The organism is Pseudomonas lyxosi (assembly GCF_047758685.1).
GTDB lineage: Bacteria > Pseudomonadota > Gammaproteobacteria > Pseudomonadales > Pseudomonadaceae > Aquipseudomonas > Aquipseudomonas lyxosi.
In genome coordinates this window covers 332,729-356,731 of the sequence record NZ_CP180481.1, presented here as the reverse complement: position 1 = coordinate 356,731, position 24,003 = coordinate 332,729, and the positions used below count along the sequence as shown (strand labels likewise).

General features: G+C 59.7%; 21 protein-coding genes. 16 read left to right on the top strand and 5 right to left on the bottom strand.

Annotation, left to right across the window (positions count from 1 at the left end):
- The first annotated feature begins 180 nt into the window (after positions 1-180).
- The 16 genes from mraZ (at position 181) to lpxC (ending at position 17,991) form a co-directional block, all read left to right on the top strand.
- A complete protein-coding gene (gene mraZ / locus ACMXYI_RS01675) occupies positions 181-636 on the top strand; it encodes a division/cell wall cluster transcriptional repressor MraZ (RefSeq protein ID WP_008147486.1) in 456 nt (151 codons plus the stop codon).
- Positions 633-1,580: a 16S rRNA (cytosine(1402)-N(4))-methyltransferase RsmH gene (rsmH, locus tag ACMXYI_RS01670; RefSeq protein WP_008147489.1), complete on the top strand. Its 948-nt coding sequence runs from the start codon at positions 633-635 to the stop codon at positions 1,578-1,580. The genes mraZ and rsmH overlap by 4 nt, the downstream gene beginning before the upstream one ends.
- Positions 1,577-1,870 (top strand): cell division protein FtsL, encoded by a 294-nt coding sequence (gene ftsL / locus ACMXYI_RS01665; RefSeq protein WP_033053422.1) that lies wholly within the window; start codon positions 1,577-1,579, stop codon positions 1,868-1,870. The genes rsmH and ftsL overlap by 4 nt, the downstream gene beginning before the upstream one ends.
- The gene (locus ACMXYI_RS01660) at positions 1,870-3,609 is read left to right on the top strand and encodes a peptidoglycan D,D-transpeptidase FtsI family protein (protein WP_415774009.1); all 1,740 of its coding nucleotides are present in this window, start codon (positions 1,870-1,872) and stop codon (positions 3,607-3,609) included. The genes ftsL and ACMXYI_RS01660 overlap by 1 nt, the downstream gene beginning before the upstream one ends.
- Positions 3,609-5,072: a UDP-N-acetylmuramoyl-L-alanyl-D-glutamate--2,6-diaminopimelate ligase gene (locus ACMXYI_RS01655; protein WP_415771308.1), complete on the top strand. Its 1,464-nt coding sequence runs from the start codon at positions 3,609-3,611 to the stop codon at positions 5,070-5,072. The genes ACMXYI_RS01660 and ACMXYI_RS01655 overlap by 1 nt, the downstream gene beginning before the upstream one ends.
- A complete protein-coding gene (locus tag ACMXYI_RS01650; protein ID WP_415771306.1) occupies positions 5,065-6,432 on the top strand; it encodes a UDP-N-acetylmuramoyl-tripeptide--D-alanyl-D-alanine ligase in 1,368 nt (455 codons plus the stop codon). Before ACMXYI_RS01655 ends, ACMXYI_RS01650 begins: the two co-directional genes overlap by 8 nt.
- Positions 6,432-7,514, top strand: coding sequence for a phospho-N-acetylmuramoyl-pentapeptide-transferase (gene mraY / locus ACMXYI_RS01645; protein ID WP_033061333.1), 1,083 nt, complete (start codon positions 6,432-6,434; stop codon positions 7,512-7,514). The genes ACMXYI_RS01650 and mraY overlap by 1 nt, the downstream gene beginning before the upstream one ends.
- A 5-nt stretch (positions 7,515-7,519) precedes the next feature.
- On the top strand, positions 7,520-8,866 hold the full coding sequence (gene murD / locus ACMXYI_RS01640) for a UDP-N-acetylmuramoyl-L-alanine--D-glutamate ligase (protein ID WP_415771304.1): 1,347 nt from the start codon (positions 7,520-7,522) through the stop codon (positions 8,864-8,866).
- On the top strand, positions 8,863-10,080 hold the full coding sequence (gene ftsW / locus ACMXYI_RS01635; RefSeq protein WP_056740916.1) for a putative lipid II flippase FtsW: 1,218 nt from the start codon (positions 8,863-8,865) through the stop codon (positions 10,078-10,080). Before murD ends, ftsW begins: the two co-directional genes overlap by 4 nt.
- A complete protein-coding gene (gene murG, locus ACMXYI_RS01630) occupies positions 10,070-11,140 on the top strand; it encodes an undecaprenyldiphospho-muramoylpentapeptide beta-N-acetylglucosaminyltransferase (RefSeq protein ID WP_415771302.1) in 1,071 nt (356 codons plus the stop codon). Before ftsW ends, murG begins: the two co-directional genes overlap by 11 nt.
- Entirely contained in the window at positions 11,133-12,593 is a 1,461-nt protein-coding gene (gene murC / locus ACMXYI_RS01625) for a UDP-N-acetylmuramate--L-alanine ligase (protein WP_415771300.1), read from the top strand. Before murG ends, murC begins: the two co-directional genes overlap by 8 nt.
- Entirely contained in the window at positions 12,590-13,558 is a 969-nt protein-coding gene (locus tag ACMXYI_RS01620; RefSeq protein ID WP_218537972.1) for a D-alanine--D-alanine ligase, read from the top strand. Before murC ends, ACMXYI_RS01620 begins: the two co-directional genes overlap by 4 nt.
- Before the next feature lie 4 nt (positions 13,559-13,562).
- Positions 13,563-14,432 carry a cell division protein FtsQ/DivIB gene (locus ACMXYI_RS01615; RefSeq protein WP_415771298.1) on the top strand — a complete coding sequence of 290 codons (870 nt, stop codon included), beginning with the start codon at positions 13,563-13,565 and terminating at the stop codon, positions 14,430-14,432.
- Between the two features lie 14 nt (positions 14,433-14,446).
- Complete coding sequence (ftsA, locus tag ACMXYI_RS01610) at positions 14,447-15,706, top strand: cell division protein FtsA (protein WP_128873758.1); 1,260 nt, start codon at positions 14,447-14,449, stop codon at positions 15,704-15,706.
- A 67-nt stretch (positions 15,707-15,773) separates the two neighbouring features.
- Complete coding sequence (ftsZ, locus tag ACMXYI_RS01605) at positions 15,774-16,967, top strand: cell division protein FtsZ (protein WP_134418962.1); 1,194 nt, start codon at positions 15,774-15,776, stop codon at positions 16,965-16,967.
- A gap of 112 nt (positions 16,968-17,079) precedes the next feature.
- The gene (gene lpxC / locus ACMXYI_RS01600) at positions 17,080-17,991 is read left to right on the top strand and encodes a UDP-3-O-acyl-N-acetylglucosamine deacetylase (protein WP_008147525.1); all 912 of its coding nucleotides are present in this window, start codon (positions 17,080-17,082) and stop codon (positions 17,989-17,991) included.
- A gap of 69 nt (positions 17,992-18,060) precedes the next feature.
- On the opposite strand, the gene ACMXYI_RS01595 is transcribed toward lpxC, so the two are convergent.
- From ACMXYI_RS01595 to ACMXYI_RS01575, 5 genes are all read right to left on the bottom strand, one after another.
- Positions 18,061-19,557 (bottom strand): sensor domain-containing diguanylate cyclase, encoded by a 1,497-nt coding sequence (locus ACMXYI_RS01595; protein ID WP_415771296.1) that lies wholly within the window; start codon positions 19,555-19,557, stop codon positions 18,061-18,063.
- Positions 19,558-19,704: 147 nt separating this feature from the next.
- Complete coding sequence (locus ACMXYI_RS01590; RefSeq protein ID WP_415771294.1) at positions 19,705-21,024, bottom strand: OprD family porin; 1,320 nt, start codon at positions 21,022-21,024, stop codon at positions 19,705-19,707.
- A gap of 195 nt (positions 21,025-21,219) precedes the next feature.
- Positions 21,220-21,444, bottom strand: a complete 225-nt coding sequence (locus tag ACMXYI_RS01585; protein WP_415771292.1) for a hypothetical protein — start codon at positions 21,442-21,444, stop codon at positions 21,220-21,222.
- Positions 21,445-21,696: 252 nt separating this feature from the next.
- Positions 21,697-23,067, bottom strand: coding sequence for a heavy metal sensor histidine kinase (locus ACMXYI_RS01580; protein WP_415771290.1), 1,371 nt, complete (start codon positions 23,065-23,067; stop codon positions 21,697-21,699).
- 255 nt (positions 23,068-23,322) lie between these two features.
- The gene (locus ACMXYI_RS01575) at positions 23,323-23,997 is read right to left on the bottom strand and encodes a heavy metal response regulator transcription factor (RefSeq protein WP_415771288.1); all 675 of its coding nucleotides are present in this window, start codon (positions 23,995-23,997) and stop codon (positions 23,323-23,325) included.
- Positions 23,998-24,003 lie beyond the last annotated feature (6 nt).

Below are 24,003 nucleotides of genomic sequence, written 5' to 3'. Positions count from 1 at the left end.
CACGTCTGATTCTTCTTGCCCCTCCTAATACGCTCCTAAATCTCAGTTCTGTAAGGCTTTTCCTTTAATCCGCGCCTTGACGGTGCGGTGGCCGCATTCCTATAGTGTGCACAAGTGGCGGAAAGTGGCATGAAGTGGGTTTTTTGAGCTCAAAACGCTAATATTTGGAGAAACGCTGACGTGTTTCGCGGAGCTAACGCTATCAGTCTCGACGCAAAGGGCCGTCTCGCTATGCCGAGCCGGTACCGTGACGAGCTCGTTTCGCGTAGTTCCGGTCAGTTAATCGTCACAATTGATGCCGTTGATCCGTGTTTGTGTGTTTACCCCCTCGATGAGTGGGAAATTATTGAAACCAAACTGCGCGCACTGCCTTCGCTTCGCGAAGAGAACCGCCGCCTGCAACGTTTACTGATTGGTAATGCCGTCGACCTCGAGCTCGATGGCAGTGGTCGTTTTCTGGTTCCGCCGCGTCTTCGTGAATATGCCAAGTTGGATAAGCGCGCGATGTTGGTAGGCCAACTGAACAAGTTCCAATTGTGGGACGAGGATGCCTGGGATGCGGTTTCTGCCGCTGACCTGGCTGCCATTCAACAACCGGGCGCCATGCCTGATGAACTGCGTGATTTGATCCTGTGACTATTGATAGCGGCTTTAACCACATCACCGTACTGCTTGACGAAGCCGTGGAGGCTCTCGCCGTACGTCCTGATGGCTGCTATCTGGACGGTACGTTCGGGCGCGGCGGACACAGCCGGTTGATCCTCAGTCAGCTCGGTCCCGATGGTCGAGTCCTCGGATTCGACAAAGACCCTCAAGCGATTGCCACCGGGCAGACGCTAGCGGCCGAAGACGGCCGCTTTGTCGTTGTGCAACGCAGCTTTGCCGAGCTTGGTTCGGAAGTCGCCGAACGTGGTCTGGCCGGCAAGGTCAGCGGCGTTTTGCTCGACCTCGGCGTGTCTTCGCCGCAGCTCGACGACCCTGAGCGCGGCTTCAGTTTCCTCAATGATGGCCCGCTGGACATGCGCATGGATCCGTCCCGCGGAATCAGCGCTGCCGAATTCGTCAACACCGCCCCCGTGGAAGAAATCGCCCGGGTGTTCAAGCAATACGGCGAAGAACGTTTCTCCGGCCGCATGGCCCGTGCCGTGGCCGAGCGTCGCGACATCAAGCCGTTCGAGCGCACTGCCGATCTGGCTGAAGTCCTGAAAGTCGCCAACCCTGCATGGGAAAAGGGCAAAAACCCGGCGACCCGTGCGTTCCAGGGCTTGCGCATTCACGTCAACAACGAACTGGGTGATCTGGAAGCCGGCCTCGAAGCCGCGCTGGAATGCCTGGAAGTCGGCGGCCGTCTGGTCGTCATCAGCTTCCACTCGCTGGAAGACCGCATCGTCAAGCTGTTCATGCGCAAACTGGTGAAAGGCGAAGCCGACAATCTGCCGCGCAACCTGCCGGTACGTCACGTCGCCTTCGAACCAATAATCAAAATCCATGGCAAAGCGCAGTCCGCCTCCGAGGCCGAACTCAAAGCCAACCCACGTTCCCGGAGCGCCGTCATGCGCGTCGCGGAGAAGCTGCGGTGAGCAAGCTTTTCGCCAAGCCACTTCCCGGCGGAAGCTTTTTCATGTTTCTGCTGTTTATTGGCGTGCTCGTGTCGGCCATCGGCGTTTCCTACAGCGCCCACTGGAACCGTCAACTGTTGAACTCGCTATACAACGAGTTGAGCGTGCGCGACAAGGCGCAAGCGGAGTGGGGCCGTTTGATTCTCGAACAGAGCACCTGGACCGCCCACAGCCGTATCGAAGTCCTGGCGACCGAGCAACTGAAGATGCGCATTCCTGGCGCAGCTGAAGTGCAGATGGTGGCGCCATGATGAAACTCGAGGGCGCACTCTTTCCATGGCGGTTCCGCCTGGTGCTGGGTTTGCTCGGCGTCATGGTCGCGGCGATTGCCTGGCGGATTATCGATCTGCAAGTAGTCGATCGTGCCTTCCTCAAAGGTCAGGGCGATGCGCGCAGCGTTCGTCATATCCCGATTCCGGCTCACCGTGGTCTGATCACCGACCGTAACGGCGAGCCTTTGGCCGTGAGTACCCCGGTCACCACCCTTTGGGCCAATGCCAAGGAAATGCAAACGGCCAAAGAGAAGTGGCCTGCACTGGCGGCTGCCTTGGGGCAGGATCCGAAAGCCCTGGCCGAACGTCTTGAGGCCCAGGCCAACAAAGAATTCATCTACCTGGTGCGCGGGCTGACCCCCGAACAGGGTCAGTCAGTGCTCGATCTGAAAGTGCCGGGCGTTTATGGCATCGAAGAATTTCGTCGTTTCTACCCGGCCGGTGAAGTCACTGCCCATATGGTCGGTTTTACCGACATCGATGACCACGGTCGTGAAGGCGTCGAGCTGGCCTACGACGAATGGCTGGCCGGGGTCCCCGGCAAGCGACAGGTGATCAAGGATCGGCGTGGCCGACTTATCAAGGATGTTCAGGTCACCAAAAACGCCAAGGCCGGAAAGCCCTTGGCGTTGTCCATTGATCTGCGTCTGCAATACCTGGCCAACCGTGAACTGCGTAACGCGATCATCGAGAACGGCGCCAAGGCCGGCAGCCTGGTGATCATGGACGTGAAGAGCGGCGAGATCCTGGCCATGGTCAACCAGCCGACCTACAACCCGAACAACCGTCGCAACCTGCAACCGGCGATGATGCGTAACCGCGCGATGATCGACGTGTTCGAACCGGGTTCGACCATGAAAGCGATTTCCATGAGCGCCGCGATTGAAACCGGGCGCTGGAAACCGACCGATACCGTTGAGGTTTATCCGGGCACCTTGCAGATTGGCAAATACACCATCAAGGACGTATCCAAGAGCGAAGGTCCGGTGCTCGACCTGACTGGCATCCTCATCAACTCCAGTAACGTCGGCATGAGTAAGGTCGCCTTCGATATCGGCGGCGAAACGATTTTCCGTCTGGCGCAAAAAGTCGGCCTCGGCCAGGACACCGGCCTGGGCTTCCCGGGCGAGCGCGTCGGCAACCTGCCGAACTACCGCGAATGGCGCAAGGCTGAAACCGCCACGCTGTCTTACGGCTACGGTATTTCCGTGACCGCGATCCAGTTGGTCCACGCCTTCTCGGCCCTGGCCAACAATGGCCGCCTCGCGCCACTGACCCTGATCAAATCCGACAAGGCGCCGCAAACCACACAGGTATTGCCGGAAGCTGTCGCGAAAACCATGCAAACCATGCTGCAACAAGTGATCGAAGCCCCGCGCGGTGTATTCCGCGCGCAAGTGCCGGCCTATCACGTGGGCGGCAAGTCGGGTACCGCGCGTAAAACGTCGGTCGGCACCAAAGGCTACGCCGAGAATTCCTACCGTTCGCTGTTCGCAGGCTTTGGCCCGATGAGCGATCCGCGTTACGCAATCGTGGTGGTGATCGATGAGCCGACCAAGGCCGGTTACTTCGGTGGTCTGGTCTCGGCGCCGGTGTTCAGCAAAGTGATGTCCGGGACCTTGCGCCTGATGAACATCACCCCGGACAACCTGCCACCTACTCAACAAGCGAACGCAGCACCGGTCGTTCCGCTGAAAGCCAATGGAGGGCGCGGCTGATGTCTCTGAGTCTGAACAAGATTTTCGCCCACGCCGGCCGCGATCTATTGATCCGCGAACTGACCCTGGACAGCCGCAACGTGCGGGCTGGCGATCTGTTTCTCGCCGTCCCTGGCGGCAAATTCGACGGTCGTGCGCACATTGCCGACGCCCTGCAACGCGGCGCTGCCGCTGTGGCGTATGAAGTCGAAGGCGCGACCGTATTGCCGATTACCGATGTTCCGCTGATTCCGGTCAAAGGCCTGGCGGCGCAGCTGTCGGACATCGCCGGGCGTTTTTACGGTGACCCTAGTCGTCACCTGAACCTGATCGGCGTGACCGGCACCAACGGCAAAACCAGCGTGACGCAGTTGGTTGCCCAGGCGCTTGACCTGCTCGGCCAGCACTGCGGTATCGTCGGCACGTTGGGCACCGGTTTTTACGGCGCGCTCGAAAGCGGCTTGCACACCACGCCGAACCCGATCGCCGTGCAGGCAACCCTCGCCGACCTGAAAAAGGCTGGTGCCAAAGCCGTCGCCATGGAAGTCTCGTCTCATGGTCTGGATCAGGGCCGCGTGACCGCGCTGGCGTTCGATGTGGCGGTGATGACCAACCTGTCCCGCGATCACCTGGATTACCACGGCACCATGCAAGCCTACGGCGAAGCCAAGGCCAAGCTGTTTGCCTGGAACGATTTGAAGTGCCGGGTGGTTAACCTCGACGACGAGTTCGGCCGCGAACTGGCAGCCGATAAACGCGAGTCGCGCTTGATCACCTACAGCCTGGAAGACTCCAGTGCCTACCTTTATTGCCGTGAAGCGCAGTTCGATGACGAAGGCGTGCGCGCCACGTTGGTCACGCCGCAGGGCGAGCACCATTTGCGCAGCACCTTGCTCGGTCGTTTCAACCTGAGCAACGTGCTGGCCGCGGTCGGCGCCTTGCTGGGTCTGGACTACGCGCTGGACGAAATCCTCAACGTGCTGCCGAAACTCGAAGGCCCGGCCGGACGCATGCAGCGCCTCGGCGGCGGCACTCAGCCGCTGGTCGTGGTCGATTACGCCCACACACCGGATGCGCTGGAAAAAGTCTTGATGGCCCTGCGTCCTCACGCCAAAGGCCGTTTGCTGTGCCTGTTCGGTTGCGGTGGTGATCGCGATCGCGGCAAACGTCCGCTCATGGCTGAAGTGGTCGAGCGTCTGGCTGACGGCGTGCTGGTGACCGATGACAACCCGCGCACCGAAGACCCTGCAGTGATCTTCGACGACATCCGCGTCGGTTTTACCGCTGTGGATAAAGTCACCTTCGTCGCTGGCCGTGGCCGGGCGATTGCCCAATTGATCGCCAGCGCTTCGGCGGATGACGTGATTGTCCTGGCCGGTAAAGGTCACGAGGACTATCAGGAAATCAACGGCCAGCGTCACGCTTTCTCCGATCTGGTCGAGGCCGATCACGCCTTGACCGCGTGGGAGGTGGCCCATGCTTAAAGCCTTGAAACTGAGCGAACTGACCGGCGCGCTGAATGCCCGCTTGGTCACTGCCGATGCCAGCTTCGACGGCGTCAGCATCGACAGCCGCGCGATCAAACCAGGCCAACTCTTTATTGCCCTGACCGGCCCGCGTTTCGATGGTCATGACTATCTCAATGACGTCGCCGCAAAAGGCGCCGTAGCGGCGCTGGTCGAGCGCGAAGTCGCCGACAGCACACTGCCGCAATTGCTGGTGAAAGATACTCGTCAGGCGCTGGGGCAACTCGGCGCGTTGAACCGTGCGGCTTATAGCAACCCAGTCGCAGCGATCACCGGTTCCAGCGGCAAGACCACGGTCAAGGAAATGCTCGCCAGCATCCTGCGCACGCGCGGTCCGGTATTGGCGACCCGTGGCAACCTGAACAATGATCTCGGCGTTCCGCTGACCCTGCTCGAACTCGCACCGGAACATACCGCTGCGGTGATCGAACTGGGTGCTTCGCGGCTCGGCGAAATTGCCTACACCGTCGGCATGACCAAGCCTCATGTGGCCGTGCTCAACAACGCCGGGACCGCCCATGTTGGCGAGTTCGGCGGGCCGGAAAAAATCGTTGAAGCCAAGGGCGAGATTATTGAGGGGCTGGATGCCGATGGCGTCGCCGTTCTCAATCTTGACGACAAGGCGTTCGACATCTGGAAGACCCGCGCTGCCGGTCGCAAAGTGCTGACCTTCGCCCTGAGCAATGTCAGCGCCGATTTCTACGCCAGCGATCTGGACCGCGACGCTCGCGGTTGCCCGGCGTTCAACCTGCACACTCCTGAAGGTATGGAGCGCGTTCAACTGAACCTGCTCGGCACCCATAACGTCGCCAATGCCATGGCCGCCGCTGCTGCTGCCCATGCGCTGGGCGTGTCGCTGTTCGGCATCGCCACCGGCCTCGGCGCGGTACAACCGGTCAAGGGCCGCACCGTCGCGCAACTGGCCACCAATGGCATGCGCGTAATCGATGACACGTACAACGCGAACCCCACCTCCATGTGCGCCGCCGTTGATATACTCGCCGGCTTTTCCGGCCGCACCGTTCTGGTGCTCGGAGATATTGGCGAGTTGGGCGATTGGGCGGAGCAGGGGCACCGCGATGTGGGCGAGTACGCCCGCGGCAAGGTTTCCGCGCTTTACGCTGTCGGGCCAATGATGGCTCACGCCGTGAACGCTTTCGGCGAGCAGGCCTGGCACTTCACCACTCAGGCTGAACTGATCAAGGCCCTCGGCGCCGAGCAAGACACAAACACCACCATTTTGATCAAGGGCTCGCGCAGCGCTGCGATGGAAAACATCGTCGCCGCTTTGTGCGGGTCCAGCCTGGAGAAACATTAATGCTGCTGCTGTTAGCGGAGTACCTGCAACAGTTCTACAAAGGCTTCGCGGTCTTTCAGTACCTGACCCTGCGCGGGATCCTCGGTGTGCTGACCGCGCTGGTTTTGTCGCTGTGCTATGGCCCGTGGATGATCCGCACTTTACAGAACCGTCAGATCGGTCAATCCGTTCGTAACGACGGTCCACAATCGCACCTGTCCAAATCCGGCACCCCGACCATGGGCGGCGCGCTGATTCTGTCGTCCATCGGCGTCAGTACGTTGCTTTGGGCTGACCTGACCAACCGTTATGTCTGGACCGTTCTGCTGGTGACCTTGTTGTTTGGCGCGATCGGCTGGGTCGACGATTACCGCAAAGTGATCGAGAAGAACTCCCGTGGCTTGCCGAGCCGCTGGAAGTACTTCTGGCAATCGGTGTTCGGCCTGGGCGCGGCGATCTTCCTTTATATGACTGCAGCGACGCCGGTGGAAACCACCCTGATCCTGCCGATGCTCAAGGACCACAGCATTCCGCTGGGCATAGGCTTCGTCGTCCTGACCTACTTCGTGATCGTCGGCTCGAGCAACGCGGTCAACCTGACCGATGGCCTCGACGGTCTGGCGATCATGCCCACCGTAATGGTCGGCGGCGGGTTGGGCATTTTCTGCTACCTGTCGGGTAACGTGAAATTCGCTGAATACCTGCTGATCCCGTATGTACCGGGCGCAGGCGAGTTGATCGTGTTCTGCGGCGCCTTGATCGGCGCGGGCCTCGGGTTCCTCTGGTTCAACACGTATCCGGCTCAGGTGTTCATGGGCGACGTCGGCGCACTGGCGCTGGGCGCGGCACTGGGCACTATCGCGGTGATCGTCCGTCAGGAAATCGTCCTGTTCATCATGGGCGGTGTGTTCGTGATGGAGACCCTGTCAGTCGTCATTCAGGTTGCTTCCTTTAAGCTCACCGGTCGCCGTGTGTTCCGCATGGCACCGATTCACCACCACTTTGAACTCAAGGGCTGGCCCGAGCCACGCGTGATCGTCCGTTTCTGGATCATCACCGTGATTCTCGTGCTGGTTGGCCTTGCCACCCTGAAGCTGAGGTAGAACGAGTGTCTCTGATCGCTTCTGACCACTTCCGCATCGTTGTCGGCCTCGGCAAGAGCGGCATGTCCCTGGTTCGCTTCCTGGCGAACCGGGGCACGTCGTTTGCTGTCGCCGACACGCGGGAAAATCCACCGGAACTGGCCACGCTCAAGCGTGACTATCCGCACGTGGAAGTGCGTTGTGGCGAGCTGGACGTCGAATTCCTGTGCCGCGCCGACGAGCTCTACGTGAGCCCCGGCCTGGCCCTGGCGACCCCGGCCCTGCAGGCTGCCGCCGCCCGTGGCGTGAAATTGTCCGGCGACATCGAGCTGTTCGCGCGTAACGCGAAGGCGCCGATCGTCGCCATCAGCGGCTCCAACGCGAAAAGCACCGTCACCACGTTGGTGGGCGAGATGGCTGCAGCGGCTGGCAAGCGTGTCGCCGTTGGCGGCAACCTCGGCACGCCGGCGCTGGACCTGCTCAGCGACGACGTCGAGCTGTACGTGATGGAACTGTCGAGCTTCCAGCTCGAAACCACCGATCAACTCAACGCCGAAGTGGCGACCGTGCTCAACGTCAGCGAAGACCACATGGACCGCTACAGCGGTCTGCCGGCTTATCACCTGGCCAAGCACCGGATCTTCCGGGGGGCGAAGCAGTTTGTGGTCAACCGTCAGGATGCCCTGAGCCGTCCGCTGATTGGCGAAGGTCAGCCATGCTGGACCTTCGGTTTGAGCAAACCTGATTTCAAGGCATTCGGTATCCGCGAAGAAGACGGCGAGAAATACCTGGCCTTCGAATTCCAGAACCTGATGCCGGTGCGCGAGTTGAAAATTCGCGGCGCCCACAACCAGTCCAATGCCCTGGCGGCATTGGCGCTGGGCCACGCCGTCGGCCTGCCGTTCGACGCCATGCTCTCGAGCCTGCGTACTTTCGCCGGGCTTGAGCATCGCTGCCAGTGGGTCCGTGACCTGAATGGCGTGAGCTATTACAACGATTCCAAAGCCACCAACGTCGGTGCCGCACTGGCTGCCATCGAAGGCCTGGGCGCGGACATCGACGGCAAACTCGTGCTGATCGCCGGTGGCGACGGCAAGGGTGCCGAGTTCAAGGATCTGCGTGATCCGGTGGCGGCCAACTGCCGCGCCGTGGTGCTGATGGGCCGCGACGCCGAGCTGATCGCTGAGGCAATCGGCGATGCCGTGCCACTGATTCGCGTCAACTCGCTGATCGAAGCAGTCGAGCAATGTCGCGCCATCGCAGAAAAGGGCGACGCCGTGTTGTTGTCGCCGGCTTGCGCCAGTTTCGACATGTTCAAGAATTACGAAGACCGTGGTCACCAGTTCGTCCGCGCTGTGGAGGATCTGGCATGAGCCTGATGAATATCATCAAGCCCTATCCGTCGCCGATCATCACCGGGCGCGGCATCGACCTCGACTTCCCGATGCTCGCCGGCTGCCTGGCATTGATCGGCCTCGGGCTGGTCATGATTGCGTCGGCATCGACCGAAGTGGCGGCTGTGCAGTCAGGCAGCGCCCTGTATTACATGATTCGCCACCTTATCTACATCGTGCTGGGCCTGGGTGCCTGCGTCGTCACCATGATGATTCCGATCGCCACCTGGCAACGCCTGGGCTGGCTGATGCTGATTGGTGCGTTCGGTTTGCTGGTGATGGTGATCATCCCGGGGATCGGCCGTGAAGTGAACGGTTCGATGCGCTGGATCGGCTTCAGTTTCTTCAACGTTCAGCCTTCCGAGATCGCCAAGGTGTTCGTGGTGATCTACCTCGCCGGTTACCTGGTGCGTCGCCAGAAAGAAGTGCGTGAAAGCTGGATGGGCTTCTTCAAGCCGTTCATCGTTCTGCTGCCAATGGCGGGTCTGTTGCTGATGGAGCCAGACTTCGGTGCCACCGTCGTGATGATGGGGGCTGCGGCGGCGATGCTGTTCCTCGGCGGGGTCGGGCTGTTCCGTTTTTCCTTGATGGTTGTCCTGGCGGTCGCGGCGGTGGTGTTGTTGATTCAAGTGCAGCCGTATCGAATGGCGCGCCTGACCAACTTCGCGGATCCGTGGGCCGATCAGTTCGGTGCCGGCTATCAGTTGTCTCAAGCGTTGATCGCTTTTGGTCGCGGCGAATGGCTGGGCGTTGGCCTGGGCAACAGCGTGCAGAAACAGTTCTACCTGCCGGAAGCCCACACCGACTTCGTGTTCTCGGTCCTGGCCGAAGAACTGGGTGCCGTGGGTTCGTTGTGCACGGTGGCGCTGTTCGTCTTTGTCTGTATTCGTGGCATGTACATCGGTTATTGGGCCGAGAAGGCCAAGCAATTTTTCGCCGCCTACATCGCGTACGGCTTGTCGTTCCTGTGGATTGGTCAGTTCCTGATCAACATCGGGGTGAACGTCGGGCTGTTGCCAACCAAAGGGCTGACCCTGCCGTTCCTCAGTTATGGCGGTAGTTCGTTGGTGATCTGCTGCGCCTGTCTCGGCTTGTTGCTGCGCATCGAGTGGGAGAGTCGAACCCACTTGGGCAGCGAAGAGATGGAGTTCCATGAGAGCGACTTCGCCGAGGAGCCGACCCATGGGCGCTAACGTATTGATCATGGCGGGCGGCACCGGTGGCCACGTGTTCCCGGCGCTGGCCTGTGCTCGCGAATTTCAGGCCCGTGGTTACACCGTGCATTGGCTCGGGACTCCTCGCGGCATCGAGAACGATCTGATTCCGGTGGCCGGCATCGAACTGCATCGAATCAATGCCAGCGGTCTGCGTGGCAAGGGCAAGCTGTCCCTGCTCAAGGCGCCGTTCATGTTGCTCAAGTCGATCTGGCAGGCGCGGGCGATCATTCGTCAGCTGCGGCCGGTGTGTGTCGTCGGCTTTGGTGGTTATGTGACCGGTCCTGGTGGCGTTGCAGCCAAACTGGCCGGCGTGCCGGTGATCGTTCACGAGCAGAACGCCGTGGCGGGTACCGCCAATCGGTTGTTGGTGCCGTTGGCCGCCCGAGTCTGTGAAGCGTTCCCCGACACCTTTACCCTGTCGGGCAGCCGTCGGACCACCGGTAACCCGGTGCGCACCGAGCTGTTCCTCGAAACACCGCGACAGGCTCTGGCCGGTCGCAAGGCGCGTTTGCTGATTCTGGGCGGAAGCCTGGGCGCAGAACCGTTGAACAAGTTGCTGCCTGAAGCCCTGTCGCAAGTCGCCCCCGACCTGCGCCCGGAAGTGTTTCATCAGGCCGGCAAAAACCACGATGAAGTGACTGCAGAGCGCTATCGCGCGGCTGGCGTCGAGGCGCAAGTGCAGCCTTTCATCAAAGACATGGCCCAAGCCTATGGCTGGGCCGACCTGGTGGTGTGCCGCGCAGGCGCGCTGACCATCAGTGAACTGGCCGCCGCCGGTCTGCCCTCGATGCTGGTGCCTTTGCCCCACGCGATCGACGATCACCAGACCCGCAACGCCGATTATTTGGCCCGTGAAGGCGCTGCCTTCCTGATGCCGCAAAGAACGACTGGCGCAGCGGATCTTGCCGCACGCCTGACAGAGGTCCTGATGCAACCACAACGACTGACCGACATGGCCGCCGCGGCACGCCGCCTGGCCAAACCCGATGCAACCCGTAACGTGGTCGATACCTGCCTGGAGGTGGCCCATGGTTGAGAATCAGAAAGCCATGCCGCAACCGGAAATGCGCCGCATCCGTCGCATCCACTTCGTCGGCATCGGCGGCGTGGGCATGTGCGGCATTGCCGAAGTGTTGTTGAACCTGGGCTATGAAGTGTCCGGTTCCGACCTGAAAGCTTCGCCAGTGACCGAGCGTCTCGAGTCCTTCGGCGCCCAGATCTTTATCGGCCACCGCGCCGAGAACGCCGCGAACGCCGATGTGCTGGTCACCTCCAGTGCTGTGAACACGTCCAACCCGGAAGTCGCCACTGCCCTGGAACGCCGCATTCCGGTGGTGCCTCGCGCTGAAATGCTGGCTGAGCTGATGCGCTACCGCCACGGCATCGCCGTCGCCGGTACCCATGGCAAAACCACCACCACCAGCCTGATCGCTTCGGTGTTTGCCGCCGGTGGCCTGGACCCGACATTCGTGATCGGTGGCCGTCTGAATGCCGCGGGCACCAATGCCCAGCTTGGCACCAGCCGTTACCTGATCGCCGAAGCTGACGAAAGCGACGCCAGCTTCCTGCACTTGCAGCCGCTGGTGGCCGTGGTCACCAACATCGACGCCGACCACATGGCGACCTACGACGGTGACTTCAACAAACTGAAGAAAACCTTCGTCGAGTTCCTCCACAACCTGCCGTTCTACGGTCTGGCGGTGGTGTGCCTGGACGATCCGGTGGTGCGTGAAATCCTGCCGCAGGTGAAACGTCCGACCGTCACTTACGGCTTCGGCGACGACTGCGATGTGCGCGCGATCAATGTGCGTCAGCAGGGCATGCAGACCTTCTTCACCGTGCTGCGTCCTGATCGCGATCCGCTGGATGTCTCGGTGAACATGCCGGGCAACCACAACGTGTTGAACGCACTGGCAACCATCTGCATCGCCACCGATGAAGGCGTCAGCGATGAAGCCATCGTCCAGGGCCTGTCCGGGTTCCAGGGTGTCGGCCGACGCTTCCAGGTCTACGGCGAACTGCCGGTAGAAGATGGCAGCGTGATGCTGGTCGACGACTACGGTCACCACCCGACCGAAGTCGCCGCGGTCATCAAAGCCGTGCGCGGTGGCTGGCCGGAACGCCGTCTGGTGATGGTCTACCAGCCGCACCGTTACAGCCGCACCCGCGACCTGTACGACGATTTCGTCAATGTATTGGCCGACGCCAACGTCCTGCTGCTGATGGAAGTCTACCCGGCCGGTGAAGAACCGATCCCGGGCGCCGACAGCCGCAAGCTGTGCAACAGCATCCGTCAGCGCGGTCAGCTCGACCCGATCTACATCGAGCGCGGTGTCGACCTCGCGCCCATCGTCAAGCCGCTGCTGCGTGCCGGCGACATCCTGCTGTGCCAGGGCGCCGGTGACATCGGTGGTCTCGCACCGAAACTGTTGAAAAGTCCGTTGTTCGCAGGCGCCGTTGCTGCGCCGAGTGTGGGGAAGTTGAAATGACTGCTGCTTACGCCAACCTCGTCTCCACTATTGCGCCGAAAGATTTCGGCCGCGTCGCCGTGCTCTTCGGCGGCAAGAGTGCCGAGCGTGAGGTTTCTCTCAAGTCGGGTAACGCGGTTCTCGACGCGCTGCTAAGCGCCGGTGTGGACGCGTTTGGTCTCGACGTGGGCGATGATCTTTTGCAGCGTCTGCTGAACGAAAAAATCGATCGCGCCTTCATCATTCTCCACGGTCGTGGCGGTGAAGACGGCAGCATGCAGGGCCTGCTGGAATGCCTGGGTATTCCGTACACCGGCAGCGGGATTCTTGCTTCCGCGCTGGCCATGGACAAGCTGCGGACCAAACAGGTCTGGCACAGCCTCGGTATTCCGACGCCACGCCATGCCGTACTGAGCTCCGAGGCCGATTGTATTTCCGCGGCGACGGAACTGGGCTTCCCTTTGATCGTCAAACCGGCCCATGAAGGTTCAAGTATCGGGATGGCCAAAGTGACCTCCGCGTCGGAGTTGATCGACGCGTGGAAAGCGGCCAGTACCTACGATTCGCAAGTGTTGGTCGAGCAATGGATTCAAGGTCCGGAGTTCACCATCGCCACCCTGCGTGACCAGGTGTTGCCTCCAATCGCCCTGGGCACGACGCACAGTTTCTACGACTACGACGCCAAGTACGTGGCTTCCGATACCCAGTACCGGATTCCGTGTGGCCTGGACAGCAACAAAGAAAAAGAACTGATGGACCTCACGGCGAAAGCCTGTGAAGCGCTGGGTATCGCCGGTTGGGGCAGGGCTGACGTGATGCAGGACGCCGACGGGCAGTTCTGGTTCCTGGAAGTCAATACCGCACCGGGCATGACCGATCACAGTCTGGTGCCGATGGCGGCTCGTGCTGCCGGTCTGGATTTCCAGCAACTGGTTCTGGCGATTCTGGCCGCCAGCATTGCCGGCAATAACGAGCCGCGAGGTTAAGACCATGCAAGGCGCACAGCTGAGACATCAGCCCTCCGCACCACCCGGCCGTAAGCCGGTACCGCGGGGTGCCAGCCGAATGGTGGCCAAAGAGCCGATGTCTGCGCGCCTGCCGAAAGCCAATTTTGGTTTTCTGAAATCCGTGTTCTGGCCGGTGCTGTTGGTCGCACTGGGTTTCGGCACTTACGAAGGCGCACAGCGTTTGCTGCCGTACGCCGACCGGCCAATTACCAAGATCAACGTGCAGGGCGACTTGAGTTACATCAGCCAGCAAGCGGTGCAGCAGCGGATCGCCCCGTACGTGGCGTCGAGCTTCTTCACCATCGACCTGGAGAGCATGCGCACCGAGCTTGAAACGATGCCATGGATTGCCCACGCCGAAGTGCGTCGGGTGTGGCCGGATCAAGTGGTGATCCGCCTGGAAGAACAACTGCCGGTGGCCCGTTGGGGCGATGAGTCGCTGTTGAACAACCAGGGTCAGGCGTTCACCCCGCGTGAGCTGGCGAACTACGAACACTTGCCACAGCTGTTCGGCCCACAACGGGCCCAACAGCAAGTGATGCAGCAATACCAGGTGCTGAGCCAGATGCTCAGGCCGTTGGGCTTCTCGATTGCGCGCCTGGAGTTGCGTGACCGAGGCAGCTGGTTCCTGACCACCGGCGCCGGCAGCGCAGGCCCGGGAATCGAACTGCTGCTGGGACGCGGCAACCTGCTGGAAAAGATGCGCCGCTTCATTGCCATCTATGACAAGACGCTTAAAGAACAGATTACGAACATTGCGCGCATCGATCTGCGCTACGCCAACGGCCTCGCTGTTGGCTGGCGGGAACCTGTAGCGCCCACGGCAGCCCAACCCGCTGTCGCGAAGAATTGAGAAGAGGCAGGACCATGGCAAACGTGCAAAGCGGCAAAATGATCGTCGGTCTCGATATCGGCACCTCCAAGGTGGTGGCGCTGGTCGGCGAGGTTTCGGACGACGGCACGCTGGAAATCGTCGGGATCGGTACCCATCCGTCCCGTGGCCTGAAGAAAGGCGTGGTGGTGAACATTGAGTCCACCGTGCAATCGATCCAGCGCGCGATCGAAGAGGCGCAGCTGATGGCTGGTTGCCGTATTCACTCGGCGTTCGTCGGCGTGGCTGGCAATCATATCCGCAGCCTGAACTCTCACGGCATCGTGGCGATTCGTGATCGCGAAGTCAGCGCCGCCGACCTCGAGCGAGTTCTCGACGCCGCCCAGGCTGTAGCGATCCCGGCTGACCAGCGTGTACTGCACACCCTGCCGCAGGATTACGTGATCGATAACCAGGAAGGCGTTCGCGAGCCTCTGGGCATGTCGGGCGTACGTCTGGAAGCTAAGGTTCACGTGGTCACCTGCGCCGTCAACGCCGCACAGAACATTGAAAAATGCGTGCGTCGCTGCGGCCTGGAAATCGACGACATCATTCTCGAGCAACTGGCTTCGGCCTACTCGGTCCTGACCGACGACGAGAAAGAGCTGGGCGTGTGCCTGGTGGACATCGGTGGCGGCACCACCGACATCGCGATCTTCACCGAAGGCGCGATCCGTCACACCGCGGTAATCCCGATTGCGGGCGACCAGGTGACCAACGACATCGCCATGGCGTTGCGCACTCCGACCCAGTACGCCGAAGAAATCAAGATTCGCTACGCCTGCGCCCTGGCCAAACTGGCCGGTGCCGGTGAAACCATCAAGGTCCCAAGCGTCGGCGACCGCCCACCGCGCGAACTGTCCCGCCAGGCCCTGGCCGAAGTGGTCGAGCCGCGTTACGACGAGCTGTTCACGCTGATCCAGGCCGAGCTGCGTCGCAGTGGCTACGAAGACCTGATCCCGGCCGGCATCGTGCTGACCGGTGGTACGTCGAAGATGGAAGGCGCGGTCGAACTGGCCGAAGAAATCTTCCACATGCCGGTCCGCCTGGGCGTGCCGCATGGCGTCAAGGGCCTGGACGATGTGGTTCGTAACCCGATTTATTCCACTGGCGTTGGCCTGTTGATGTACGGCCTGCAAAAGCAGTCCGACGGGATTTCGTTCTCGGGCATCAGCAGCCGCGACAGCTACAGCAATGAAGAACCGAAAGTCGCCTTGCTCGATCGCTTCAAGAGCTGGGTACAAGGCAACTTCTAAAGATTTACCGCAGCACCGCAGCAAAAAGCAGTAGGCGAAAAAACTAGAGAATGTAAGGAGAGGGAAAATGTTCGAACTCGTAGACAACATCCCCGCAAGCCCGGTTATTAAAGTTATCGGTGTTGGCGGAGGCGGCGGCAACGCTGTCAACCACATGGTCAAAAGCAACATTGAAGGCGTTGAATTCATCTGCGCCAACACTGATGCCCAAGCGCTGAAAAGCATCGGCGCGCGGACCATCCTGCAACTGGGCACCGGCGTGACCAAAGGTCTCGGCGCTGGCGCCAACCCTGAAGTAGGTCGTCAGGCCGCTCTCGAAGATCGTGAGCGCATTGCCGAAGTCCTGCAGGGCACCAATATGGTGTTCATCACCACTGGCATGGGCGGTGGCACCGGTACCGGTGCTGCGCCGATCATTGCTGAAGTGGCCAAGGAAATGGGGATTCTCACCGTTGCGGTGGTGACTCGTCCGTTCCCGTTCGAAGGCCGCAAGCGCATGCAGATCGCCGATGAAGGCATCCGTCTGCTGTCTGAAAGCGTCGACTCGTTGATCACTATTCCCAACGAGAAGCTGCTGACCATCCTTGGCAAGGACGCAAGCCTGCTGTCCGCATTCGCCAAGGCCGACGATGTACTGGCCGGTGCCGTTCGCGGTATCTCCGACATCATCAAGCGTCCGGGCATGATCAACGTCGACTTTGCCGACGTACGCACCGTGATGAGCGAAATGGGCATGGCGATGATGGGCACTGGCTGCGCCAGCGGTCCGAACCGTGCACGTGAGGCCACCGAAGCGGCCATTCGCAACCCACTGCTGGAAGACGTGAACCTGCAAGGTGCACGCGGCATCCTGGTGAACATCACCGCTGGTCCTGACCTGTCTCTGGGTGAGTACTCCGACGTGGGTAGCATCATCGAAGCCTTTGCTTCCGAACACGCGATGGTCAAGGTCGGTACCGTTATCGATCCAGACATGCGCGACGAGCTGCACGTGACCGTGGTTGCTACTGGTCTGGGCGCGAAAATCGAGAAGCCTGTGAAGGTTATCGACAACACCATGCACACGTCCGTGGCATCGCAGCCGCAGCAACAAGCCTCTGCTCGTCAGGAAGCGCCTGCTGTGAACTACCGTGACCTGGACCGTCCGACCGTCATGCGCAACCAGGCTCAGGCCGGTGCTGCGACTGCCGCGAAGATGAATCCGCAAGATGATCTAGACTATCTGGACATCCCGGCTTTCCTGCGTCGTCAGGCCGATTAATGGAATGTATCAGGGCTATGAAGGTGATTGGTGTTCAGCAAAGGTCTGGTCTGCTATCATCGCCAGCCTTTGTTGATACCAGTTCGCAATTTGCGCTGAAGCGGCCCAAGCCATGATTAAACAACGCACACTGAAAAATATTATCCGTGCTACAGGTGTAGGCCTGCACTCCGGGGAGAAGGTATACCTGACCCTCAAGCCCGCACCTATCGACACCGGCATTGTGTTTGTTCGTGCCGATCTCGACCCTGTGGTGCAGATTCCTGCCCGCGCGGAAAACGTTGGTGAAACCACGATGTCGACCACATTGGTCAGTGGTGACACCAAAGTGGATACGGTGGAGCACTTGCTCTCGGCCATGGCTGGCCTGGGCATCGATAACGCCTACGTCGAGCTCTCCGCGTCCGAAGTTCCGATCATGGATGGTAGCGCTGGACCTTTCGTATTCCTGATTCAATCGGCCGGCCTGGAAGAACAGGACGCACCGAAGAAGTTCATCCGGATCCTGCGGGAAGTGACAGTGGAAGACGGCGACAAGCGCGCCACTTTCGTCCCTTTCGAAGGCTTCAAGGTGAGTTTCGAGATCGATTTTGATCACCCGGTTTTCCGTAACCGCACACAAAGTGCAAGCGTGGATTTTTCCAGCACTTCGTTTGTAAAAGAAGTCAGCCGCGCCCGTACCTTTGGTTTCATGAGTGATATCGAGTACCTGCGCAAGCACAACCTCGCACTCGGCGGCAGCGTTGAAAACGCTATTGTGGTCGACGCGGATGGTGTACTGAACGAAGACGGCCTTCGCTATGAAGACGAATTCGTGAAGCACAAGATCCTCGATGCAATTGGTGACCTCTACCTGCTGGGCAATAGCCTGATTGGTGAGTTCAAGGGCTTCAAGTCCGGACATGCATTGAACAACCAGCTGCTGCGCAAGTTGATTGAGCAGACAGATGCTTGGGAAGTCGTGACTTTCGAAGACGCCAGCACTGCACCGATCTCTTACATGCGTCCAGTTGCGGCCGTGTAAGTAAAAAACCTCTCTAGTTTTTTAAAGGCTACCTTCGGGTGGCCTTTTTTTATGCCTGCGGGAAAGGCCTCAATCCGCAGCGACCACCCGATTACGCCCACTTTCCTTGGCCTGATACAGCGCCTTGTCCGCTGCAAACAATAGCTGTTCCAGACTGATCTCGGCGGAGGTGGTCCAGGTACTGATACCGATACTGACAGTAATCGGCGACTCGGCATCTGCCACCAGTGGCAATTGCTCCACTGTCGCTCGGATGTGTTCGGCAATCTGTTGCGCACCCTGGCTGTCGGTTTCCGCGAGAATCACCGAAAACTCCTCACCGCCGTAACGGGCGACCAAATCGGCTGGTCGCCGCACATTGTCGGAGATCACCTTGGCCACCGAGCGCAACGCATCATCGCCAGCCTGATGGCCATGACGATCGTTGAAGGCCTTGAAGTGGTCGGCATCAGCCATCAGCAGCGATAACGGCTGGCCGGAACGTTGAGCGCGGAACCACTCATGACGCAGGACCTGATCCAGCGTTCGGCGGTTGGCCAGGCCGGTCAAGGCATCGGTGGCCGCCAGTTGCGCCAGTTCCTGTTCGGCGTTGTGGCGCAGGCGCAGTTCCCGGCTGAGCAGCCAAGTCAGCCAGAGCAAGCCGATGCACAGCGCAATAGTCGCAACGCTGACCACTACCGTCGTGCGCTTCCACGAGGCAAACACTTCATCACTGGACAGTGCAACGATGACGATCAACGGCAAGTTGCCGACCTTGGAGAACGTGTACAGGCGTTCGTCCTTATAGCGGCTTGAAACACCGGTGAAGCTGCCGTTGCCTTCTTTGACGATGCGCTGAAAGTTGGGACGGCTGCTAAAGTCCTTGCCAATAAGCTCTTCGGCCAGGCGGGGTTCCTGAGCCAGAAGAATCCCGTCCGAGCTGATCAGGTTGACCGAGCTGTCACGACCGATGCTCAAGCTGTTGAACAGCTGATCGAAATAACTCAAGCGCATGGCGGCTTCGGCCACGCCAAGAAATTCACCCTGTGAGCCGCTGACCCGGCGACTGAAGCTGATTCGCCATTCATGTTCAGGTTGTCTGGAACGGAAGGGACGGCTGATGAGCATGCTCGGGTCGCGATTGTTCACGTGCGACTGAAAGTATTCGCGGTCAGCAAAATTGCCCTTTCTGGGCTCTACCGAGGCCGAGTCGGCGATCACGTCGCCTTTGTTGTCCAGCAGTAAAATGTCGCCCTTGTAAGGCGCGGCAGTGGCACGGTCAAACAAGGCCAGATGGCGGATGGTAGGGGAAACGTTCTTGAGGTCTTCACGCTGCGAGGCAGCGATCAAGCCGAGCAAGGACAGGTCATAGAGTTCGACATTACGCAGCACGTCGGCGTCGATCAATTGCACGATGTTGGTTGCTGCACGAGTGGCAGACTGTTCAGCATTGGCGCGTTCGCGAATGAGCAGGAACGCCACGATGCTCAATATCGCAATCACCAGCAGCAAACTGCCGAGAACCAGAAGCCGCTCCGATCGCGTCGACCGGATCGGCTGGTGAGATGCTGCACTGCTCACACTCATGGTTCTGACTTCTGCTAATGAGGCGTTATGAAAGTGTTTTACAAGACTCAGGCAGAATCCCAGAAACCGTTTGCGTTCGGAGCGCCTGTATAAATCCCGGATAAAAAAAAGGCCAGCAAAACATGCTGGCCTTTTACTTATTGAAGCTTAGAAGACATTGAGCGGGTAGTCGACGATCACCCGGTATTCATCGGTGTCCTGATCCAGTGCGCCATAGCCGTTTCCGCCACGGTTGGTCGCCCATTGCAGACGCAGCGCCAGGTTTTTGGCCTTGCCGCCCTGAACCACATATTTGAGATCAATGTCGCGTTCCCAGTGCTTGGCGTTTTTGCCATCAGCGCTGTACCACGAGGCATAACCGGGGCTGTCCGGATCGACCTTGGTCAGGTCCAGTTCACCTCGGGAGTAAGACATCGCCGAGGTCAGGCCAGGCAGCCCGAGCCCGACAAAGTCGTAGGCGTACTTGAGTTTCCATGAGCGTTCGTTCGGGCCGTTGAAGTCCGAATACTGCTGGGAATTGTCGAGGTAGACACTGTCGCCCTGGCTGATGTAGTCGAATGGCGTGTTGCCGTTGACCCGCTGATAGGCCGCGGTAACGCTGTGATTGCCCACGCCGACGGTGAAATGCAGGCTGTAGGTGTTGTTGTCGATGTTGCCCAGCAGCGCATTGCCGGTGTCTTGCGTGTGATAGGCGTGCAGACCCGGGTTGAGGCTGACCAGATTATTCAGCGCGTAGGTGTAGTCCAGATCGTAGTAATACTGGTTCCAGATGTCCTTGAGCTCGGAAGCATAGAGACTGCTGGTCAACCCCGGCAGACCGCTCCAGGCGACACCGGCCCAGTTCAGGTGTCGGCTTTCGTCACCATCGGCCAGGCTGCCGTAGGACGTGCCGATTCGGGTGTGTCCGCTCTGGTTGTATGGCTTGGTGAAACTTGCCTGGCCACCTTCAATCATCCAGCCGTCGAAACTGTGGTTGGTCAGGCTGACGCCGCGAAAGGTCTGGGGCAGCATGCGGGTTTCGCCGCCGGCGATCACCGGATTGGTGAGAAACAAATCACCGGCCTTCAGTTCCGTATCGAAGGCACGCATTTTCAGCGTGCCGCCCGTTGTCGAGAACGAGCCCGGCGCTTTGCCGTTGCCATCGCTGATCGGCAGGATACTCGACCCGTCGGTACCGCCACCGCCGTCGAGCTTGAGCCCGAGCATGGCGTGGGCATCAACGCCGAAACCGACGGTGCCCTGGGTGTAGCCCGATTCGAAGAGGCCGAGGAAACCCTGGCCCCATTCGATGTTGTCGTCCGTCTGCTGCAGGCGGTTGCGGTTCATGTAGTAGTTGCGGGCGTTGAAGTTGAGGCTCGATCCTTTAATGAAACCTTCGGCGTTTGAGTCGTCTGCGGCGTGAGCAGCAGGCGCCACCGTTGCAGCGATTGCAATGAACAACGGGCTGAATCTAAGAGGGAAACGCACTAGCGGTAAAGCTCCTTGGGTCAACTAAGAGCCTCATTGTATTGAGACTCAAAATGTTTCTTGTTAGGGGAGACGAACTGAAGCTGTTTAAAATCACAACGAAAAAAAACCGCTGATAGCAGCGGCTTTGAAGACAACTTTTCAAAGGGAAGAGCCGATGAAAAGTGTCGAGGGAAACAGAGCGATACTTAATAATCAGCTGTCTTTCTCAACCCGTGGCTGGGCTTGAGTGGTCGACGCTTGAGGGGTTTGCGCAGCTTCCTGAGCCTTGGCCGTCATTTCGCTCTGATACTCTTCGAATGCTGCAGTGCGTGCGGAATTTTGCGCGACGAACGTCTGCGACTCTTCAGCGATGGCGAACGGAGACAGAAACAAAGAGGACAAAACGAAAGCGCTGGCAATACCCATAGTGTTGGACATCTTTAAAACCTTCTTGCTTGGCAAGTGCTGTTTGGTGCGGCAAAGATAAGGGGGATTGGAGAGGGGAAAAAGAGCGGATTCATGAAAGGACTGTTGCGCTTAAAGCAACAGTGGCGCGCTGATCGTTCCCACGCTCTGCGTGGGAATGCCTCAACGGACGCTCCGCGTTCGGCTTGGGATGGGACGCGGAGCGTCCCTGACTGCATTCCCACGCGGAGCGTGGGAACGATCATTCACAGGGGATTACGTAATCTAGACAGGGAGGTGAATGCCGAAGGTATTCATGCCGTGATCACTGCGCACAAACACATCCCCGCCGTGCATCAGCGCAATCGCTTTTACGATCGCCAACCCCAACCCATGGTTGTTGCCACTGTTGCTGCGCGATGCATCCACCCGATAAAAACGCTCAAACAGCCGCGACAAATGCTCGCTGGCAATCGGCGACCCAGGGTTCGCAACCCCGATGCTGACCTGATGCTCCTCAACCTCGATCCGCACCTCAATCACCTGGCCGGGCTCAGTGTGTTGCACTGCGTTACTGAGCAAGTTGATCAACGCCCGACGCAGATGAGCAATCTCGATCCGCACCTGCGCGTCACCACTGACCTGCACCTGAACCTGCGCGTCTTCAAGAATGAAATCCAGATATTCCAGGGTCGTGGCCACTTCATCGGCCAGCGAGGTGGAGGTCAGTTTGGTGGCCTTGCTGCCCTGATCCGCGCTGGCAAGAAACAGCATGTCGTTGATGATCGAACGCAGTCGCTCAAGCTCTTCAAGGTTCGATTGCAGCACTTCAAAATAGTGTTCGGCGGATCGCCCGCGGGTCAGCGCGACTTGGGTCTGGCCTATCAGATTGGTCAGCGGCGAGCGCAGTTCATGGGCGACGTCAGCGTTGAACGACTCAAGGCGCGAGTAAGCCTGTTCGACCCGCTCCAGTGTCGAGTTGAAGGAGTTGACGAACTGATTCAACTCCGGCGGCAATGACGACATTCTCAAACGCCCGGAACGCAATGGCGGGGCCAGTCGCTGGGCTTCCTGGGACAACTTGATCAGCGGCTTGAGGCCGATCCGCGCCACCCAATAACCGAGGGCCGACGCCAGTAACACGCCGATGATCGCCAGGCTGATCAGGGCAATCAGCAAATGGTGCTGAGTCTGCAAAAACGTCTCGGTGTCGATGCCGATCATGAAGCGCAACGGCGGGCGTTGATCCTTGGCCGGGAATTGGCTGACCAGCACTTTCAGCGGATAAGGCTGATCCGGCAGATTCAAGTCGCGCATGCCCAGCGGGCCTTCGGCAAAGGCGCGGATCTGCGGCGTCAGGTTGCCGTATTCGTAGTGCGGATCACCGCTGATGATCCAGAAACTGATGCGTTTGTCTTCCTCGCCGAGCAGCTTGAGCTTGTTGTTGATCTTCACCCAATGCTCGGGCGTGCCGTAACGGCCGACGGTGGATTCGAGCACGCTGTAGCGCGCGTCCAGCTCAGCCTCGGGCAACAAACCCAGACCTTTATCGACCTGTTGATACAGCGCCCAGCCGATCAACAGAAACACCAGCAGCGCCACCAGCGTGAACATCCCGCTCAGGCGCAGCGCAATCGAGTTGCGAGGGTAGGTCATCATTCATTTCCTGCGCCGCGCCGAGTCTGCTGTTGCGCAGGGCAAGGCGCGAGGAGCGCGGTTTGGTTGTTCCAAATAAGCTCCGAGCAACGCAGCCCTGCGCAACAGCAGACTCGGCCCTCCGGGTTGTCGTCTGAAAGCGGGCCATGCTGCGTTGCAGCCCTTGGCAAGGAAACAACCCTTACCTTCGGGCTGCGCCTTGCCTGGCCCGCTTTCAGACGGCAACGCGTCGCAGGAAATGAATGATGACCTACCCTAAACACCACGGCTCTCCAGCACATAACCCATGCCACGAATCGTGTGCAGCAGTTTCTCGTCGAACGGTCCGTCGAGCTTCGCTCGCAGGCGTTTGATCGCGACTTCGACAACGTTGGCGTCGCTGTCGAAATTGATGTCCCAGACCATTTCGGCGATGGCGGTTTTCGACAGGATTTCACCCTGACGGCGTGCCAGTACGCTAAGCAGCGAAAACTCCTTGGCGGTCAGGTCCAGGCGCGTGCCGGCGCGGGTGGCTTTGCGGCTGATCAAATCTATCCACAGGTCGGCGATGCTCACCTGCACCGGTTCGTGACCGCCGCTGCGCCGGGTCAGCGCTTGCAGGCGCGCCACCAGTTCGAGGAAGGAAAACGGTTTGCCAAGGTAATCGTCGGCACCGTCGCGCAGGCCTTTGATGCGATCTTCCACACGCTCGCGGGCGGTGAGCATGATCACCGGGGTTTGTTTGCGCGCACGTAATGCGCGCAGTACGCCGAAGCCGTCGAGGCCCGGCAGCATGACGTCGAGGACGATCACCGCGTAGTCGCTTTCCAGCGCCAGGTGCAGGCCTTCAACGCCGTCACGCGCCAGGTCCACGGTGTAACCCTGTTCCGTCAGGCCGCGGTGCAGATAATCCGCGGTTTTTCCTTCGTCTTCGATAATCAGAACGCGCATGACCCC